The organism is Mycobacterium sp. E1747, from assembly GCF_001667775.1.
Lineage (GTDB): Bacteria > Actinomycetota > Actinomycetes > Mycobacteriales > Mycobacteriaceae > Mycobacterium.
The window spans coordinates 16,180-32,371 of sequence record NZ_LZJI01000091.1 but is presented as its reverse complement, the minus strand read 5'-3'; the positions used below and the strand labels follow the sequence as shown (position 1 = coordinate 32,371).

The window sequence follows — 16,192 nt, the reverse complement described above, 5'->3', positions numbered from 1 at the left end:
TTCGGTCGCCAGCGGGCTGGTGGCCACCTCGGTCCCGTCGGCCAGGGCCGAGATTTCGAAGTCGGCGAACACCGCGGCCGCGGCGCAATTGGCGAATCACCTGGTGGACGCCGGCTGCGACGGCCTGGTCGTCTCCGGAACCACCGGCGAGTCGCCGACCACCACGGACGGCGAGAAGCGGGAGCTGCTGCGCGTCGTGCTGGAGGCCGTCGGCGATCGCGCCCGGGTCATTGCCGGCGCGGGCACGTATGACACCGCGCACAGCGTCCGGCTGGCCAAGGCCTGCTCGGCCGAGGGCGCCCACGGTCTGCTGGTGGTCACGCCGTATTACTCGAGGCCGCCGCAGAGCGGGCTGATCGCGCACTTCACCGCCGTCGCGGACGCGACCGAGCTGCCGATACTGCTCTACGACATTCCGCCGCGTTCCGTGGTACCGATCGAGGCGGACACGCTGCGCGCGCTGGCGTTGCACCCCAACATCGTCGGCGTCAAGGACGCCAAGGCCGACCTGCACGGCGGTGGCCAGATCATGGCCGAGACGGGACTGGCCTACTACTCCGGCGACGACGCGCTCAACCTGCCGTGGTTGGCGATGGGTGCCACCGGATTCATCAGTGTGATCTCGCATTTGGCCGCGGGTCAGCTCCGGGAGATGTTGTCCGCCTTCGCTTCCGGCGACATCGCCACCGCGCGCAAGGTCAACGGCACCGTCGCCCCGCTGTGCGACGCGATGAGCCGGCTGGGCGGCGTGACGCTGTCCAAGGCGGGTCTGCGGCTGCAAGGCATCGAGGTTGGCGATCCCCGGTTGCCGCAGATGCCGGCCACGCCGGAGCAAATCGATGCGCTGGCCGCCGATATGCGCGCGGCGTCGGTGCTGCGGTGAGGCAGAGGGTGACTGATAAGTGGATCTAGACCTCGCCCCTCCTGGTCCCTTGACCACCGGTGGGTTGCGGGTCACCGCGCTGGGCGGTATCAGCGAAATCGGCCGCAACATGACGGTTTTCGAGCATCTCGGCCGGCTGTTGATCATCGACTGCGGGGTGATGTTCCCCACCCACGACGAGCCCGGCGTGGACCTGATCCTGCCTGACCTGCGCCACATCTCCGACCGGCTCGACGAAATCGAGGCGCTGGTGCTGACCCACGCGCACGAGGATCACATCGGCGGCATCCCGTTCCTGCTGAAGCTGCGCCCCGACATCCCGGTCGTCGGGTCGAAGTTCACCCTGGCGCTGGTGGCGGCGAAATGCCGTGAGCACCGGCTCAAGCCGGTGTTCGTAGAGGTGACCGAGGGGCAGCGCAGCACACACGGCGTCTTCGAGTGCGAATACTTCGCCGTCAACCACTCCATCCCCGACGCGCTGGCGATCGCCGTGCACACCGGCGCGGGAACCGTCTTGCACACCGGCGACATCAAGCTCGACCAACTTCCCCTCGACGGCCGGCCCACCGATCTGCCCGGCATGTCCCGGCTCGGCGACGCCGGGGTAGACCTGTTCCTGTGCGACTCGACCAATTCCGAGATCCCGGGCGTGGGGCCGTCGGAAAGCGAAGTGGGGCCCACGCTGCACCGCCTGATCCGGGGCGCCGAGGGTCGCGTCATCGTGGCGTGCTTTGCCTCCAACGTGGACCGGGTGCAACAGATCATCGACGCCGCCGTCGCTTTGGGCCGGCGCGTGTCCTTCGTCGGTCGCTCCATGGTGCGCAACATGGGCATCGCCCGCGAGCTGGGATTTCTGCGGGTGGCCGATTCCGACGTGATCGACATCGGCGCGGCCGAGATGATGCCGCCCGAGCGTGTTGTGCTGATCACCACGGGCACCCAGGGCGAGCCCATGTCGGCCCTGTCGCGGATGTCGCGCGGCGAGCATCGCAGCATCACGCTGACGGCGGGCGACCTGATCGTGCTGGCGTCGTCGCTGATCCCGGGCAACGAGGAGGCCGTCTACGGCGTGATCGACGAGCTCGCCAAAATCGGGGCCCGCGTCATCACCAATGCACAAGCCCGAGTGCATGTTTCGGGCCACGCCTACGCCGGTGAGCTGTTGTTCCTCTACAACGGCGTGCGGCCGCGCAACGTCATGCCGGTACACGGCACCTGGCGGATGCTGCGCGCCAATGCCAAGCTGGCGGCCAGCACCGGAGTGCCGGAAGAGTCGATCCTGTTGGCCGAGAACGGCGTCAGCGTCGACCTCGTCGCCGGCACGGCGTCGATCGCCGGGGCGCTGCCGGTGGGCAAGATGTTCGTCGACGGGCTGATCAGCGGCGACGTCGGCGACATCACGCTGGGCGAACGGCTCATCCTGTCATCGGGTTTCGTCGCGGTCACGGTGGTCGTCCAGCGCGGCACCGGGCGGCCGGTCGCCGCGCCGCACCTGCATTCACGCGGGTTCTCCGAGGATCCCAAGGCGCTGGAACCCGCCGGGCGCCGAGTCGAGGCGGAGCTGGAACTGCTTGCCGCCGACAACATCACCGACCCGGGCCGCATCGCCCAGGCCGTGCGCCGCACCGTCGGCAAATGGGTGGGCGAGACCTACCGGCGGCAACCGATGATCGTGCCGACGGTCATCGAGGTCTAAAGCTTCTCCGCGTAGGCCGACCATTCCAGTTGCGAGGCCTTGAGTTTGCGGCCGGTCGGCTCCACGTAACGCTGGACGAGTTCGTCGGGACCGGCCTGCTCCAGCAGCCGCCAACCGTATTCCCCGATGAACGCGCCGACTTCCTCGGGCTGTAAACCGAAGCGCCACAACTGCCGGACGCTGCGATAGAGCGTGCGGGTGCCGTACCGGTTCTTGCCCTCGATGAAATCCCTTCGGACGTAGGTGAATACCAAACGACTGCCGGGAGCGGCCGCCCGCAACCCCTCCAGCGTCCGCCGGACGGTGGCTTCACTCAAATACTGGGTGACGCCCTCGCAGATGAGGAAGGCCCGGTAGTCGGTGCGAAAGCCGTGCTCGGCCAGGGCGGTGAGGAGGTCGTCGCGCTCCAAGTCCAGCGCCACCTGCCGGACCGACATCGGCGGGCCGCCCAGCACCCGTCGGACCGTCTTGACCTTCCGGGCGACGTTGACGGGCAGGTCGACCTCGAAGACGGGAATGCGGATCTGCCGCGTCAGCAGGTAGGCGCGGGTATCCAATCCGGCGCCGAGGATGATCACCGCGTCGATGCCGTCGAGCGCCTCGGCCAGCTTGTCGCCGATAAAACGCTTGCGGCAGGCCAGGTTCGCCCACAACCCGCGGCCCGACCACTCCGAGGCGCGCATCATCAGGCGCCGCACCGGCCGCGCGCGTGTCGCCGCCACCAGCAACCGCAGCGGCGCCGGCAGGAACAGCTCCGCCAGGTCGTCGTCCACCAAGCGGCGGCCCGGCGGTTCGTTCTGTTCGACGGCGGCCAGCACCATCGGTCCGAAGGCGGTCTGCGCGGCGGAGTTTCGTGCCATTCGGCTACTTGTTCAAGAAGCCGGCGTCGACCGGCAACGTCACACCGGTGATGTAGCGGGCCTGGTCGCTCACCAGCCACGCCACCGCGTTGGCGATGTCCTCGACGTCCATCACCTGCACCGGCAGGGCGTTGCCCAGGGCTCCGGGTGTGTCGGTCGCGGCGGCCATCGTGGCCAACCATTCCCGGGTGAACTCGTTGTTGATCATCGGGGTCTCGACACCCGACGGATGAATCGAGTTGACCCGGATGTTCTGAGCCGCAAGCAGCCTCGCGTATACCCGCATCAGCCCTACGACGCCGTGTTTGGCGGCGGCGTAGCCCACGGACCCGGCATCGGGGCTACCCACCCCGGCCAGTCCGGCGACCGAGCTGATAAGCACGATCGAGCCACCGCTGCCCTGCTTGACCAGAGGGGGTATCGCGACCTTGATGGTGTTGTAGGCGCCGGTCAGGTTGACGTCGATGACGTCTCGCCAGCCGTCGTCGCCGGACTGCATCGGGGCGATCCCAGCGTTGGCCACCACGATGTCGAGGCGGCCGAACTCGTCGAGTCCCGCCTGCAACGCGGCGGACAGCGATTCCCGATCCCGAACGTCGCCCTGTTTGGCCACAATGCGAGCGCCGGTGTCCTCCACCAGCTTCACCGTGGCCGCCAGGTCCTCCGGGGAGGCCAGGGCATAGGGGACGCTGGCGATCTGGTCGCACAGGTCGACCGCGATGATGTCCGCGCCGTCGGAGGCCAGGCGCACCGCGTGCGCGCGCCCCTGGCCACGCGCCGCGCCGGTGATGAAGGCGACCTTGCCCTCGAGTGGCCGGGTCATCGGGACCGCAGCTGACCCTTGTCGGGGTCGCCCGCGGGCACCGGCTGCAACATCTTGATGTCGGGTGCTCCGGCCAGGTGCTCGCCGGCCGCGCCGAACATCTTGCCGACCGCCGGCGCGGTGCTATGGGCCTTGAGCGCCTCTTCGTCGGCCCATTGCTCGACGAAGACGAAGGTCTCGCCCGATTGGTGCAGGGAGTACAACTGGCAGCCCGGTTCGTTGTGGACTTCCTCCACCGCTTGCGTGAGGATGTCGCGGACTGTGTCGACCGATTCGGGTTTGACGGTCATGCTGGCGACGACGACGACGGGCATGCTGGGCGCCTCCTGGGGGCTTAGGGGGTGGGTGACGCGCATGGCTTCTGTTACCTAGGTCACCGGTTGTCCACCCTACTCACGTGGCGTCTTGGACCACCCGCCAGATGGGTCACATGACCAAACCGTTACCAGTGTGGCGGGTGGTGCAGATGATGTCGATGCGACTACCCTTGCCGACATGGCTAACAAGACCGCCGCCCGCTCCAAAGCTCGAACGAGCAGGTCAAAGGCCACTTCGCGGAGTGGCTCGGGTCGCGCGCGGCCGGCGGCACCCCGCAAGCGGCCGAGCAGGCCCGCGAAACGGCGCAACCAGTCGCTGCTGGTGGCCACCGGGCTGACCGGGGGCCGCGCCCTGCGCGCCACCTGGCTGATGGCCGCCCGCAGCACCGGCGGCGCCGCCCGCTCGATTGGGCGGGCTCGCGACATCGACCCGGGGCACCGTCGCGACGGGATCGCGCTGATGCTGCTCGGCCTTTCCGTCGTGGTCGCCGCCAGCTCGTGGTTCCACGCCGCCCGGCCGGTCGGGGCGTGGGTCGACACGTTGTTGCGCACCTTCATCGGTGCGGGCGTGCTGGCGCTCCCAGTCGTCACCGCCGCGGTGGCGGTGACGCTGATGCGCACCCAGCCCAATCCCGACGCGCGCCCCAGGCTGATCCTGGGCGGTTCCCTCATCGCGCTGTCGGTGCTCGGCCTGCGGCACCTGTGGTCTGGCTCGCCCGAAGACCCCGAGGCGCGGCGCCGCGCGGCGGGATTCATTGGCTTCGCCATCGGCGGCCCCCTGTCGGACGGATTGACCGCCTGGATCGCCGCGCCCCTGTTGTTCATCGGCTTCATGTTCGGCCTGCTGTTGCTGACCGGAACGACGATCCGTGAGGTGCCCGACGCGGTCCGCGCCATGTTTGGCGCCCGGCTGCTCGGCGACGACGAGTACGACGAGTACGACGAGTACGACGACTACGCGGATTCCGCTGTGGCCGAAGACTTCTACGACGCGAGCTCCCCTCCTGAAGACGGGCCGCAAGCCTGGCCGACGGCCGACCCGGTCCCGGCGCTGCGGGACAACGAGGACGACATCCCCACCACGCCGGAGCCGGCGATCGGCAAAACCCGTCGTCGCGACAAGAAGAAGACCGAGGTGCTGGACCGGGTCGTCGAAGGCCCCTACACGCTGCCCTCGCTGAGCCTGCTGGTGGCGGGGGACCCACCGAAGAAGCGCAGCGCCGCCAACACGGTCATGGCCGACGCGATCAGCGAGGTCCTCACCCAGTTCAAGGTCGACGCCGCCGTCACCGGCTGCACCCGCGGGCCCACGGTCACCCGCTACGAGGTCGAGCTGGGCCCGGGCGTCAAGGTGGAGAAGATCACCGCGCTGCAGAAGAACATCGCCTACGCGGTGGCCACCGAGAGCGTGCGCATGCTGGCGCCGATTCCGGGCAAATCCGCCGTGGGCATCGAGGTGCCCAACACCGACCGGGAAATGGTGCGGCTGGCAGACGTACTCACCGCGCCGTCGACCCGCCGCGACCACCACCCGCTGGTGATCGGGCTCGGCAAGGACATCGAGGGCGACTTCATCTCGGCCAACCTGGCCAAGATGCCGCACCTGCTGGTCGCCGGCTCCACCGGTTCGGGTAAGTCCAGCTTCGTCAACTCCATGCTGGTGTCGCTGCTGACCCGGGCCACCCCCGAGGAGGTCAGGATGATCCTGATCGACCCGAAGATGGTGGAGCTGACGCCGTATGAGGGCATTCCGCACCTGATCACCCCGATCATCACCCAGCCCAAGAAGGCCGCCGCCGCGCTGGCGTGGCTGGTCGAGGAGATGGAGCAGCGCTACCAGGACATGCAAGCCTCCCGGGTGCGCCACATCGACGACTTCAACGAGAAGGTGCGGTCGGGGGCCATCACCGCGCCGCTGGGCAGCCAGCGCGAATACCGGCCCTACCCGTACGTCGTCGCGATCGTCGACGAGCTGGCCGACCTGATGATGACCGCTCCCCGCGACGTCGAGGATGCCATCGTGCGGATCACCCAGAAGGCCCGCGCCGCGGGCATCCACCTGGTGCTCGCCACCCAGCGCCCGTCGGTGGACGTGGTCACTGGGCTGATCAAGACCAACGTGCCGTCCCGGTTGGCGTTCGCGACGTCGTCGCTCACCGACAGCCGCGTCATCCTCGACCAGGCCGGGGCCGAGAAACTCATCGGCATGGGCGATGGCCTGTTCCTGCCGATGGGCGCGAGCAAGCCGATCCGCCTGCAGGGCGCCTACATCACCGACGAGGAGATCCAGGCTGTTGTCGGGGCGTGCAAAGAGCAGGCCGAGCCCGAATACACCGACGGCGTCACCACGGCCAAGCCCACCGGCGAGCGCACCGACGTCGATCCGGACATCGGCGACGACATGGACGTGTTCCTGCAGGCCGTCGAGCTGGTGGTGTCCAGCCAGTTCGGCTCGACCTCGATGCTGCAGCGCAAGCTGCGGGTCGGCTTCGCCAAGGCCGGCCGGCTGATGGACCTGATGGAGACCCGCGGCATCGTCGGGCCGTCCGAGGGATCCAAGGCGCGCGAGGTGCTGGTCAAGCCCGACGAGCTGGCCGGAACGCTGGCGCTGATCCGGGGCGGCGCCAACGCCGACGGGTCCGACGAGGGCGAGGAGTAGTCGCGGGAACTGTGGCACTCGACACGTGCGCGACTGTTTCCCTGTCGAACAGTGTCACAGTACGATCGAATCGGTTTGCCATGATGTGAGGCCGTCTCCTCCCCGGATCGATAGGGGAGTCGCGGACCGGCAACCAAGCCGAGTGGACCCGCCGGATGCGCGAAGACGGCCACGGCGACATCGGACCGAACACGGCGAGTGACCAGGAATCCGAGCACAGGGCAGGGAGGCGATGACAATCCCCGCCCGGCCCGCCGGCCAGCTCGGGGTCCGTCATCTCCGCGACGACCGCCAACCCGGCGCGGACGCGGGAAAACAACTGACGGGCGCCGTGGTCGTCATCGCCCTCGTCGCGGCAATCTCGGGGATGCTCTACGGCTACGACACCGGTGTCATCTCCTGGGCCCTGCTGCAGCTCACCCAGGACTTCAACATCACCGCGGGCTGGAAGCAGGTGATCGCCGCCAGCATCCTGCTCGGCGCCGTCATCGGGGCGTTGACGTGCAGCTGGCTGTCCGATCGGCGCGGCCGGCGCGGCACACTGTTGATGCTGGCGGCGGTGTTCATCGTCGGCGCGCTGTGGTGCGCCGACGCGTCCGACGCCGGTGTGTTGTCGCTGGGACGGCTGGTCCTGGGCTTCGCGGTAGGCGGGGCGACGCAGGCGGCACCGATGTATGTCGCCGAGCTCTCGCCGCCGGCCTACCGGGGACGGTTGGTGCTGTGCTTCCAGATCGCCATCGGGGTGGGCGTCCTCATCGCGACCGTCGTCGGGGCTTTCGAGTCCATCTCCTGGCGGGGGCCGATCGGGATCGCCTGCGTGCCCGCCGCGGTCATGCTGTGGCTGCTGCTGCGCCTCCCGGAAAGCCCGCGCTGGCTGGTCAAGCAAGGCGATCGAAGCGCCGCGCGAGCCGTGTTGGAGCGCGTCCGGCCCGAGGGCTACAACGTCGGCGCCGAGCTGGACGAAGCGATCGAACTCGCGCGCGTCGAACGCACGGCCAGCACCCGCGGGTGGAGCGGGCTGCGCGACGCCTGGGTGCGCCCCGCCCTGATCCTCGGTTGCGGCGTCGCGGTGTTCACCCAGCTCAGCGGCATCGAGATGATCATCTACTACTCACCGACCATCTTGACCGAAGACGGCGTTTACCGGTCCGTGGCTCTGCAGGCGTCGGTGGCCTTGGGTGCGGCCTACCTGGTCGCCCAACTGGTCGGATTGGCGATCATCGACCGGGTCGGCCGCCGCCGGCTCACCCTCATCATGGTGCCGGGCGCGGCGATCAGCCTGTTCCTGCTGGGCCTGCTCTTCGTCACCAGCGACAGCGGTCACGACGTGATCCCCTACATCATGGTCTGCCTGATCGCCTTCATGCTGTTCAACGCGGGCGGCTTGCAGCTGATGGGCTGGCTGACCGGCTCGGAGACCTATCCGCTGGCGGTGCGGCCGGCGGCCACCGCCGCACAGTCCGCGACGTTGTGGGGCACCAACCTGCTCATCACGCTGACGATGCTGTCGCTCATCAACGCGATCGGTGTCGGGCCCTCGATGTGGCTGTATGGGTCGTTCAACGTGGTCGCGTGGATCTTCGTGTACTTCCGCATGCCCGACCTCACCGGTAGGAGCCTGGAGGAGATCGAAACCAAGCTCTTCGAGGGGAACTTCCGACCGTCGGACTTCAGCCGCTGACGAATCCGGTTGTGCGGCAGGTCCTTTGCGTCACAGCACCAGCAGCATCCGGGAGTTGCCCAGAATGTTGGGCTTGACGTAGCTCAGGTCCAGGAACTCGGCGACACCGATGTCGTAGGAGCGGCACATCTCCTCAAACACCTCGGCCGTCACCGGCGTCCCCTCGATCTCGGTGAACCCGTGCTTGCCGAAGAACTCGGTTTCGAACGTGAGCACGAACAGCCGCTTGAGCTGCAGCTCGCGCGCGACCTCCAACAGCCGGTCGACGATCGCGTGGCCGATCCCGTGGCCGGTCATCTCCGGGTCGACAGCGACGGTGCGGATCTCGCCCAGGTCGGACCACATCACGTGCAGCGCGCCGCAACCCACCACGGCGCCCTCGCGTTCGGCCACCCAGAATTCCTGGACGGCCTCATACAGCGTCACCAGGTTCTTCTCGAGCAGGATCTTGCCGGCGTAGGTGTCGACGAGCTGCTTGATGGCGGGGACGTCGGAGGTCCGCGCGCGTCGCACCAGGCAGTCCTGCGAACTATCGGTCACGGCTAACAGTATCGGCATTGGGTCCGGGTGCGCTGGTCAACAGTTATTCTGTTGCGGTGTCGGGGCAGCCGCAAACGGGTCCGCTAACGGGACCGTCGGGCCGCGTCCACATCGCAAATCTCGCCAACACCCTGACGCTGCTGCGGCTGGTGTTGGTGCCAATATTCCTGCTCGCGCTGTTCGCCAAGGACGGCCACGAGGCCGCCTTCCGGATCGTGGCTTTCGTGATCTTCGCGGTCGCCTGCATCACCGATCGGTTGGACGGCCTGCTGGCCCGCAATTACGGCATGGCAACGGAATTCGGGGCGTTCGTCGACCCGATCGCGGACAAGACGCTCGTCGGGTCGGCCCTGATCGGGCTGTCGATGCTGGGTGACCTGCCGTGGTGGGTCACGGTGCTGATCCTGGCCCGCGAGTTCGGGGTGACCGTGCTGCGGCTGGCCGTGATCCGTCGCGGGGTCATTCCGGCCAGCTGGGGCGGCAAGGTCAAGACCGTGGTGCAGGTGGTGGCGATCGGCCTGTTCGTCCTGCCACTGTCTGGGCCGCTGCGGGTGGCGGCGGCGGTGGTAATGGGGGTGGCCATCTTGCTCACGATCGTCACCGGCATCGACTACGTGGTGTCGACCGTGCGGGAAGTGCGCCGGACGCCCGACTGATTCTCGAATCGCTGAACGGGAACCAAGACCCCGCCCTCCGCGTTTCACCTTGTGTGCGCCTGCAGTCGCGGTCGATTCCGAGCCGAGCAGGCTGACTGGACGAAGGAGGGCAGGAATGCCGTCATTAGTGCGCGAGGTGATCGGCGACGTGCTGCGTGAGGCCCGGATGACGCAGGGCCGGACGCTGCGCGAGGTCTCCGACTCGGCGCGGGTGAGCCTCGGCTACCTGTCCGAGGTGGAGCGCGGGCGCAAGGAACCGTCCAGCGAGCTGCTCAACGCGATCTGCGAGGCGTTACAGGTCCCGCTGTCGTCGGTGCTGACCGACGCCGGCGAGCGGATGGCCGGCCAGGAGCGGGCACGCGAACGCGTGGCCCACAGCGCGCCCACCGACGGGCTGCGCGGCCCCAGCATCGACGCCGAGACCAAGGTGGTCATCCCGCCGGTGGCGTCGCTGGCGATCGCCTGAGCGACACCGGAGGGCATGGATCGCCCGCTAGGGGTAGGGCGATCGGCGCCGACCCACTAAATTGAGCGACAAGCGTCGGCCCATCCCGGGATCATCCGGCCTACAAGAAGCGAAGGTGGAGCTCAATGGCCAATCCGTTCGTCAAAGCGTGGAAGTACCTGATGGCGCTGTTCAACGCGAAGATCGACGAGCACGCCGACCCCAAGGTGCAGATCCAGCAGGCCATCGAGGAGGCGCAACGCACTCATCAGGCGCTGACCCAGCAGGCCGCCCAGGTGATCGGCAACCAGCGCCAACTGGAGATGCGGCTGAATCGGCAACTCGCCGACATCGAAAAATTGCAGGTCAACGTCCGTCAGGCCCTGACGCTGGCCGACCAGGCCACCGCGGCCGGGGATGCCGCCAAAGCGGCCGAGTACAACAACGCCGCCGAGGCGTTCGCGGCGCAGCTGGTGACCGCCGAGCAGAGCGTCGAGGACCTCAAGACGCTGCATGACCAGGCGCTGAGCGCGGCCGCCCAGGCCAAGAAGGCGGTCGAGCAGAACGCGATGGTGCTGCAGCAGAAGATCGCCGAGCGCACCAAGCTGCTCAGCCAGCTCGAGCAGGCGAAGATGCAGGAACAGGTCAGCGCCTCACTGCGCTCGATGAGCGAGATCGCCGCGCCGGGCAACGTGCCCAGCCTCGACGAGGTGCGCGACAAGATCGAACGCCGCTACGCCAACGCGATCGGATCGGCCGAGCTCGCGCAGAGCTCGGTGCAGGGCCGCATGCTCGAGGTCGAGCAGGCCGGCGTGCAGATGGCCGGTCACTCCCGGCTGGAGCAGATCCGCGCCTCGATGCGCGGCGAAGCCTTGCCGACCGGGGGGACGCCCGCCGCCGGGGCCACCCCGCAGGCGGCCCCCGCACCCGCCGAGACGACCGGGGGCGCGGCCACCGAGAAGCCCTTTGGCCAGTAGCCCGGGCGTCATGGCGGTGAGCGAGGCGCGGGGTGGGCTCTGGCGTACGGTGCTGGGGCGGGGATTGGCCACCGCCGCGGACCTGTCTAACCTGGTGGCCCAAAAGCTCAGTGCCGCAGCGGATCCCCGTGCGCGGCTGTTGCGGCGGCGTCGCCGCGCGCTGCGGTGGGGCCTGATATTCGCAGTCGGTTGCGTGTTCTGGGCGGTGGTGACGATGCTGCTGGCGGCGTGGGGATGGTTCGCGTTGCTGCTCGAGATCACCGGCGCCGTCGCGGTCATCATGGCCGTCCCCGCGACGCTGTTGTTGTTGCGCTACCGGTGGTTGCGTGCCGAGCCGCTGCCCACACCGCGCCCGGCGAACGTGCGACGGTTGCCCCCGCCCGGGTCGGCGGCGCGGCCCGCGATGTACGCACTGGGCGCCTCGGAGCGCGGGTTCCTTTCGCTGTTGAACGTGATCGAGCGGGGATCGATGCTGCCGACCACCGAAATACACGACCTGACCGCGGCGGCCAACAAGAGCTCGGCGGCGATGGCGGCCACCGCCGCCGAGGTGGTGTCGATGGAGCGGGCGGCCCAGTCCAGCGAATCATCGCGAACGTATCTGGTGCCCACGATCAACGCGTTCACGGCGCAGCTGAGTGCCGGCGTTCGCCAGTACAACGAAATGGTAACCGCTGCAGCGCAATTGGTGTCCTCCGCCAACGGGGATCAGCTGGCGGCCTCGCAGCGCTACCGCGCCGAGCTGGCCGGGGCCACCGACCGCCTGGTCGGCTGGGCGCAGGCGTTCGACGAACTCGGTGGTCTGCGCGGAGCCAGTTAGAACGTCGCCTTTAGCGACGGCAGCACCACCGCCGCCAGGCCACGAATGGTGGCCTTGAACATGTCGAAGAAGTCGAAGTAGTCCCGCCACAACGTGATTCGTCCGTCGTGGACCTCGAACACCCCGCACACCCAGAACTGAAGCCGCAGCGGGCCGAAGATCAGTGCGTCGGTGCGTTCGGTGAGCACCGCGCCGCCGTCGGCGGCGATGCGGTGGATCTTCACCTCGAAGGCGGCGCGGCCGTCCATCTGGCGAAACAGCTTCATCGCCCTGGCGCGGCCGTGAATCGTCGGCAGCCCGACATTTTCGTAAACGAGGTTGTCGTCCAATGCCGCGTCGGCGGCCTCGTAATCCGCGTCCTGCAGGGCGTTCAGAAAGCCCTCTACCGTGCGGGTGTTCGCAACGGTTGTCCCGGTCAGCTCGGTCATGGGTGCCAGCGTAGGCGAGCCTTGCGGCGGCGCGCTGTGGCAGGGTAAGGGCGATGCGCGTCGCCGTGGTCGCCGGGCCGGATCCCGGGCACTCCTTTCCCGCGATTGCGCTGTGCCAACGCTTCGCCCACGCCGGCGACGAACCCACGCTGTTCACCGGCGCCGAGTGGGTCGACACCGCCCGCGCCGCCGGCATCGACGCCGCCCCGCTGGACGGGCTGGTGGCCACCGACCACGACGTCGACGCCGGCGCCCGAATCCATCGGCGGGCGGCGCGGATGGCGGTCCTCAACGTGCCGGCGCTGCGCGAGCTGGCGCCCGACCTGGTGGTCTCCGACGTCATCACCGCCGGCGGCGGCATGGCCGCCGAGCTGTTGGGCATCCCGTGGATCGAGCTCGACCCGCATCCGCTGTATCTGCCCTCGAAGGGATTGCCGCCGATCGGCAGCGGGCTGGCGCCGGGCACCGGCATCCGCGGCCGGCTCCGCGACACCACGATGCGGGCGCTGACCGCCCGGTCCTGGCGCGCGGGTCTGCGGCAGCGCGCGGCCGTGCGGGTTGAGATCGGGCTGCCGGCCCACGACCCCGGCCCGCTGCGGCGGCTGATCGCGACCCTGCCGGCCCTCGAGGTCCCCCGGCCGGACTGGCCGGCGGAGGCGGTGGTGGTGGGACCGCTGCACTTCGAACCGACCGATCGGGTGCTGGACATCCCGGCGGGGTCGGGGCCCGTGGTGGTGGTGGCGCCGTCGACCGCCTCGACCGGCACCGAGGGCGTGGCCGAGATCGCGCTGGCTCACCTGCGGCCGGGGGAGACGCTGCCCGCCGGCGCGCGGTTGGTGATCTCGCGGCTGGGCGGGGCGGATTTGGAGGTGCCGCCGTGGGCGGTGGTCGGGCTGGGCAGCCAGGCGGAGTTACTCACGCACGCCGACCTCGTCATTTGCGGCGGCGGGCACGGCATGGTGGCCAAGACGCTGCTGGCGGGGGTGCCGCTGGTGGCGGTGCCCGGCGGCGGGGATCAGTGGGAGATCGCCAACCGGGTGGTCCGGCAGGGCAGCGGGCGGCTGGTCCGGCCGCTGACCGCCGAGGCGCTGGTGGCCGCGGTGGACGAGGTGCTGTCGTCACCCCGATATCGGCAGGCGGCGCAGACCGCCGCCGCTAGCATCGCCGGTGTGGCCGATCCGGTGCGGGTGTGCCATGAAGCGCTCGCTCTGACGGGCTGATGGCCAGGGCCGCGCAAAGGAGGGCTTGGGCATTGAAGGCATTGATGTCATTGAAGTCATTGAAATCGATCGCGGCCGGCGGCCTGCTGCTCGCCTTGATGTTCAGTTCGGGCGTCGCCCGCGCTGACAGCGGCGACGAGCAGCAGGCGTGCCAGTTGATGGACGACCCGGCCGCCGCCGGGCAGGGCTATGCGCCGGCCGAGTACGCCTTCATGCAGTTGCGCTCGCGGATGTCGGCGTTGCGGGCGCGGACCACCATGTCCGAGGCCGTGCAGGACTTTTGTCCCAACCACCTGATCGATCTGCCGGCCAGCTGGCGGTGACGCGGCCGGTGTCCGATCCGCGCCCGACGGGTATCTTGCTGACGTGCGCCTAACGGAATTCAACGAGCGGGTCGTCCTGCGATTCGGTGCGGCCTACGGTTCTTCGGTGTTGGCGGACCATGTGCTGACCGGATTCGACGGCCGGACCGCCGCCCAGGCGATCGAGGACGGGATCGAGCCCCGCGACGTGTGGCGGGCCCTGTGCGTCGACTTCGACGTACCGCGCGAGCAGTGGTGAGTGCGCCGCCTATTCGTAGGGCGGATATTCGTGCTGCCGCAATAGCGCCGCGAGGTGGACGGCGTTGCGGGCCGCCGTTTCGGTCGTGGTCGCCACCGCTTCCGGCACGTCGTCGAGGTCGTTGAAATTCGTCCCCTGCATGGCCTCGCCGTTCCAATAGGTGCACCCTTGCGCGGGAATCGAGAATCCGATGTCGTTCACTGCCTGAAAAAGGTCGGCGACGATCTTGTGTGCGCCGTCCTCATTTCCCACCACCGCCACCAGGGCAACTTTGCCCACCATCCGGGGCCGGCCGGCGTCGTCCTTATCGGAGATCGCGGCGTCGAGGCGCTCCAGAACGCGCTGCGCGACACTGGACATGTGGCCGACCCAGGTGGGCGTCGACAGCACCACGATGTCCGCCGCGGTGATCTTCTCCAGTAGCGCCGGCCACTCGTCGCCCGGGCCCATGTCCGCTTCCACGCCAGGCAGCAGCGCCAGGTCCACGCACCGCACCTTCTCGGTGCCGACGCCCGCACCGCGCAGTTGGGCGAGCACCTGATCGGCGATCAGCTCGCTGCTCGAGGGCTCCGGGCTCTTCTTCAACGAACACGTCAACGCGAGGGCTCGCAAGGATGTCTCGGTGGGCATGCCGCTTCAGATACCCTTGCGCGAGTTGGGCAAACGACGCGGCGCCCGAGTGCGGTCCGGCGGTGGCTTCTCGAAGACGCAGTCGCCGCAGATGGATCCGCCGGGCAGGCGATAAAAGAGGCAGCAACTACGGCGTCGAAAGCCCAGGGGTGGGCCGGTGATGACGCCCGAGTCGGCCAGCATGCCGGTGCCCAGCAGCGCATGGACCGTCTCGGCGATCCGCGCGCCCAGCTCGGGCCGCACGGCGAGCAGGGCACGCGCTGCACCGACCAGCGCGGACGCGATGTTGCCCGCCAGCAGGGCGGGCGCCAGCCCTACCCGCAGACCGGCGGCGAGCTGTTGCATGTGGTCTTGCACGACCGCCCGGTACAGCGCGTCCGGTGAGTGGGCCGGGGTCCCGACCGGCGCGGGCAATCGCAGTTGCGCCCCGTCGTCGGCGCGTTGCAGGTCACCCAGGTCGGGGACGACGTCGTGGCCCAGCGCGCACGCGAGCACCGGTGACCACAGCCGGGTGGCGTGGCCGAGGTGAACCAGCGAGGCGCCGACCCGCAGATCCGTTGTGTGATAGCGCCGGGCGGTGGCCTCGACCAAGTCGGTGAACCCGTCGGCGTAGGACTGCCGGACCGGATGCCACCCGGCCGCGTCACCGCCCACGGCCAGCGCGAAAAACCCTTGGTAGGAGGATATTTCGGCCAACTCAGCGGAGATGTCTCGCACCGTCATGTATGTGCAACCACGCCTCTCTAGGGAAATCCGGCCCCAGTTGTCGTGAGGAAGCGCTGCCGGTGAGTATCCGGCTGGCGGGAGGGAATCCCGGTCACAGTGGCGGGACCGCACCGGATTCACACCGGTTTGCTCGGGCTCTCTGGGCCCCGCCAGCGTCTTTCGGTGGCAAATGTTGCCACACGCGTGCGGGGTTCGGCGTGTCCGCTTGAATCGAACAGGTGTTCGGCTACTGTGGGGAACGTTCGGCGAGTCAACTTGTCGGTGGCCTTC

17 protein-coding genes, 2 pseudogenes and 1 riboswitch are annotated in these 16,192 nt (G+C 68.8%); of the genes and pseudogenes, 11 read left to right on the top strand and 8 right to left on the bottom strand.

All coding sequences use genetic code 11. The features are described from left to right. Nucleotides 1-81: pseudogene (gene thyX / locus A5695_RS29515) on the bottom strand (FAD-dependent thymidylate synthase); the annotation flags it as partial. Here thyX and dapA point away from each other — a divergent pair. Together dapA and A5695_RS09625 are read left to right on the top strand one after the other, a co-directional pair. After that, nucleotides 62-883 (top strand): annotated as a pseudogene (dapA, locus tag A5695_RS09630) (4-hydroxy-tetrahydrodipicolinate synthase); the annotation flags it as partial. The pseudogenes thyX and dapA overlap by 20 nt on opposite strands. 19 nt (nucleotides 884-902) lie before the next feature. After that, nucleotides 903-2,579 carry a ribonuclease J gene (locus A5695_RS09625; RefSeq protein ID WP_068080350.1) on the top strand — a complete coding sequence of 559 codons (1,677 nt, stop codon included), beginning with the start codon at nucleotides 903-905 and terminating at the stop codon, nucleotides 2,577-2,579. Here the strand turns inward: A5695_RS09625 and A5695_RS09620 are convergent. The 3 genes from A5695_RS09620 to A5695_RS09610 are packed head-to-tail and all read right to left on the bottom strand — an operon-like array spanning nucleotide 2,576 to nucleotide 4,576. Then, a complete protein-coding gene (locus A5695_RS09620; RefSeq protein ID WP_068080348.1) occupies nucleotides 2,576-3,439 on the bottom strand; it encodes an SAM-dependent methyltransferase in 864 nt (287 codons plus the stop codon). The two genes, A5695_RS09625 and A5695_RS09620, sit on opposite strands and share 4 nt — an antisense overlap. Nucleotides 3,440-3,443: 4 nt before the next feature. Beyond that, nucleotides 3,444-4,262: a mycofactocin-coupled SDR family oxidoreductase gene (locus A5695_RS09615; protein WP_068080347.1), complete on the bottom strand. Its 819-nt coding sequence runs from the start codon at nucleotides 4,260-4,262 to the stop codon at nucleotides 3,444-3,446. After that, nucleotides 4,259-4,576, bottom strand: a complete 318-nt coding sequence (locus A5695_RS09610) for a putative quinol monooxygenase (protein WP_068080345.1) — start codon at nucleotides 4,574-4,576, stop codon at nucleotides 4,259-4,261. Before A5695_RS09610 ends, A5695_RS09615 begins: the two co-directional genes overlap by 4 nt. A 181-nt stretch (nucleotides 4,577-4,757) precedes the next feature. Between A5695_RS09610 and A5695_RS09605 the strand changes: the two genes are divergently transcribed. Then, nucleotides 4,758-7,238 (top strand): DNA translocase FtsK, encoded by a 2,481-nt coding sequence (locus A5695_RS09605; RefSeq protein WP_082945962.1) that lies wholly within the window; start codon nucleotides 4,758-4,760, stop codon nucleotides 7,236-7,238. A gap of 232 nt (nucleotides 7,239-7,470) precedes the next feature. Further along, nucleotides 7,471-8,919, top strand: coding sequence for a sugar porter family MFS transporter (locus A5695_RS09600; protein ID WP_082945961.1), 1,449 nt, complete (start codon nucleotides 7,471-7,473; stop codon nucleotides 8,917-8,919). A 30-nt stretch (nucleotides 8,920-8,949) separates the two neighbouring features. On the opposite strand, the gene A5695_RS09595 is transcribed toward A5695_RS09600, so the two are convergent. Continuing rightward, nucleotides 8,950-9,477, bottom strand: a complete 528-nt coding sequence (locus A5695_RS09595; RefSeq protein WP_068080343.1) for an amino-acid N-acetyltransferase — start codon at nucleotides 9,475-9,477, stop codon at nucleotides 8,950-8,952. Between the two features lie 38 nt (nucleotides 9,478-9,515). Between A5695_RS09595 and pgsA the strand changes: the two genes are divergently transcribed. The 4 genes from pgsA (at nucleotide 9,516) to A5695_RS09575 (ending at nucleotide 12,357) form a co-directional block, all read left to right on the top strand. Next, nucleotides 9,516-10,115 (top strand): CDP-diacylglycerol--glycerol-3-phosphate 3-phosphatidyltransferase, encoded by a 600-nt coding sequence (pgsA, locus tag A5695_RS09590; RefSeq protein ID WP_068080357.1) that lies wholly within the window; start codon nucleotides 9,516-9,518, stop codon nucleotides 10,113-10,115. A gap of 115 nt (nucleotides 10,116-10,230) precedes the next feature. Beyond that, nucleotides 10,231-10,581 (top strand): transcriptional regulator ClgR, encoded by a 351-nt coding sequence (gene clgR, locus A5695_RS09585; protein ID WP_068080341.1) that lies wholly within the window; start codon nucleotides 10,231-10,233, stop codon nucleotides 10,579-10,581. A gap of 125 nt (nucleotides 10,582-10,706) precedes the next feature. Further along, complete coding sequence (gene pspA, locus A5695_RS09580; RefSeq protein ID WP_068080339.1) at nucleotides 10,707-11,537, top strand: phage shock protein PspA; 831 nt, start codon at nucleotides 10,707-10,709, stop codon at nucleotides 11,535-11,537. 10 nt (nucleotides 11,538-11,547) lie between these two features. Then, on the top strand, nucleotides 11,548-12,357 hold the full coding sequence (locus A5695_RS09575; protein WP_068080337.1) for a hypothetical protein: 810 nt from the start codon (nucleotides 11,548-11,550) through the stop codon (nucleotides 12,355-12,357). On the opposite strand, the gene A5695_RS09570 is transcribed toward A5695_RS09575, so the two are convergent. After that, nucleotides 12,354-12,785, bottom strand: a complete 432-nt coding sequence (locus A5695_RS09570; RefSeq protein WP_068080336.1) for a limonene-1,2-epoxide hydrolase family protein — start codon at nucleotides 12,783-12,785, stop codon at nucleotides 12,354-12,356. The two genes, A5695_RS09575 and A5695_RS09570, sit on opposite strands and share 4 nt — an antisense overlap. Before the next feature lie 53 nt (nucleotides 12,786-12,838). On the opposite strand from A5695_RS09570, the gene A5695_RS09565 reads away from it, so the two are divergent. From A5695_RS09565 to A5695_RS09555, 3 genes are read left to right on the top strand one after another with little or no spacing between them, the layout of a single operon-like run. Continuing rightward, nucleotides 12,839-14,005, top strand: coding sequence for a glycosyltransferase (locus tag A5695_RS09565; RefSeq protein WP_068080333.1), 1,167 nt, complete (start codon nucleotides 12,839-12,841; stop codon nucleotides 14,003-14,005). Nucleotides 14,006-14,055: 50 nt separating this feature from the next. Next, complete coding sequence (locus tag A5695_RS09560) at nucleotides 14,056-14,328, top strand: hypothetical protein (RefSeq protein ID WP_197515428.1); 273 nt, start codon at nucleotides 14,056-14,058, stop codon at nucleotides 14,326-14,328. 43 nt (nucleotides 14,329-14,371) lie between these two features. Beyond that, nucleotides 14,372-14,566 carry a DUF3046 domain-containing protein gene (locus A5695_RS09555; protein ID WP_068080329.1) on the top strand — a complete coding sequence of 65 codons (195 nt, stop codon included), beginning with the start codon at nucleotides 14,372-14,374 and terminating at the stop codon, nucleotides 14,564-14,566. Between the two features lie 9 nt (nucleotides 14,567-14,575). Here the strand turns inward: A5695_RS09555 and A5695_RS09550 are convergent, their stop codons facing one another. Beyond that, on the bottom strand, nucleotides 14,576-15,196 hold the full coding sequence (locus tag A5695_RS09550; RefSeq protein WP_068080327.1) for a flavodoxin family protein: 621 nt from the start codon (nucleotides 15,194-15,196) through the stop codon (nucleotides 14,576-14,578). 6 nt (nucleotides 15,197-15,202) lie between these two features. Then, a complete protein-coding gene (locus A5695_RS09545) occupies nucleotides 15,203-15,919 on the bottom strand; it encodes a (2Fe-2S)-binding protein (RefSeq protein ID WP_068080325.1) in 717 nt (238 codons plus the stop codon). 43 nt (nucleotides 15,920-15,962) lie between these two features. After that, nucleotides 15,963-16,091, bottom strand: a riboswitch (cobalamin riboswitch). Nucleotides 16,092-16,192: the final 101 nt, after the last annotated feature.

Bases quoted from the DNA above. Each gene is read 5' to 3' on its own strand.
- A5695_RS09600 (WP_082945961.1), top strand. From the start codon at position 7,471: ATGACAATCCCCGCCCGGCCCGCCGGCCAGCTCGGGGTCCGTCATCTC.
- A5695_RS09545 (WP_068080325.1), bottom strand. From the start codon at position 15,919: ATGACGGTGCGAGACATCTCCGCTGAGTTGGCCGAAATATCCTCCTAC.
- A5695_RS09610 (WP_068080345.1), bottom strand. From the start codon at position 4,576: ATGCCCGTCGTCGTCGTCGCCAGCATGACCGTCAAACCCGAATCGGTC.
- A5695_RS09605 (WP_082945962.1), top strand. From the start codon at position 4,758: ATGGCTAACAAGACCGCCGCCCGCTCCAAAGCTCGAACGAGCAGGTCA.
- A5695_RS09615 (WP_068080347.1), bottom strand. From the start codon at position 4,262: ATGACCCGGCCACTCGAGGGCAAGGTCGCCTTCATCACCGGCGCGGCG.
- pspA (WP_068080339.1), top strand. From the start codon at position 10,707: ATGGCCAATCCGTTCGTCAAAGCGTGGAAGTACCTGATGGCGCTGTTC.
- A5695_RS09595 (WP_068080343.1), bottom strand. From the start codon at position 9,477: ATGCCGATACTGTTAGCCGTGACCGATAGTTCGCAGGACTGCCTGGTG.
- A5695_RS09575 (WP_068080337.1), top strand. From the start codon at position 11,548: ATGGCGGTGAGCGAGGCGCGGGGTGGGCTCTGGCGTACGGTGCTGGGG.
- A5695_RS09620 (WP_068080348.1), bottom strand. From the start codon at position 3,439: ATGGCACGAAACTCCGCCGCGCAGACCGCCTTCGGACCGATGGTGCTG.
- A5695_RS09550 (WP_068080327.1), bottom strand. From the start codon at position 15,196: ATGCCCACCGAGACATCCTTGCGAGCCCTCGCGTTGACGTGTTCGTTG.
- clgR (WP_068080341.1), top strand. From the start codon at position 10,231: ATGCCGTCATTAGTGCGCGAGGTGATCGGCGACGTGCTGCGTGAGGCC.
- A5695_RS09565 (WP_068080333.1), top strand. From the start codon at position 12,839: ATGCGCGTCGCCGTGGTCGCCGGGCCGGATCCCGGGCACTCCTTTCCC.
- A5695_RS09570 (WP_068080336.1), bottom strand. From the start codon at position 12,785: ATGACCGAGCTGACCGGGACAACCGTTGCGAACACCCGCACGGTAGAG.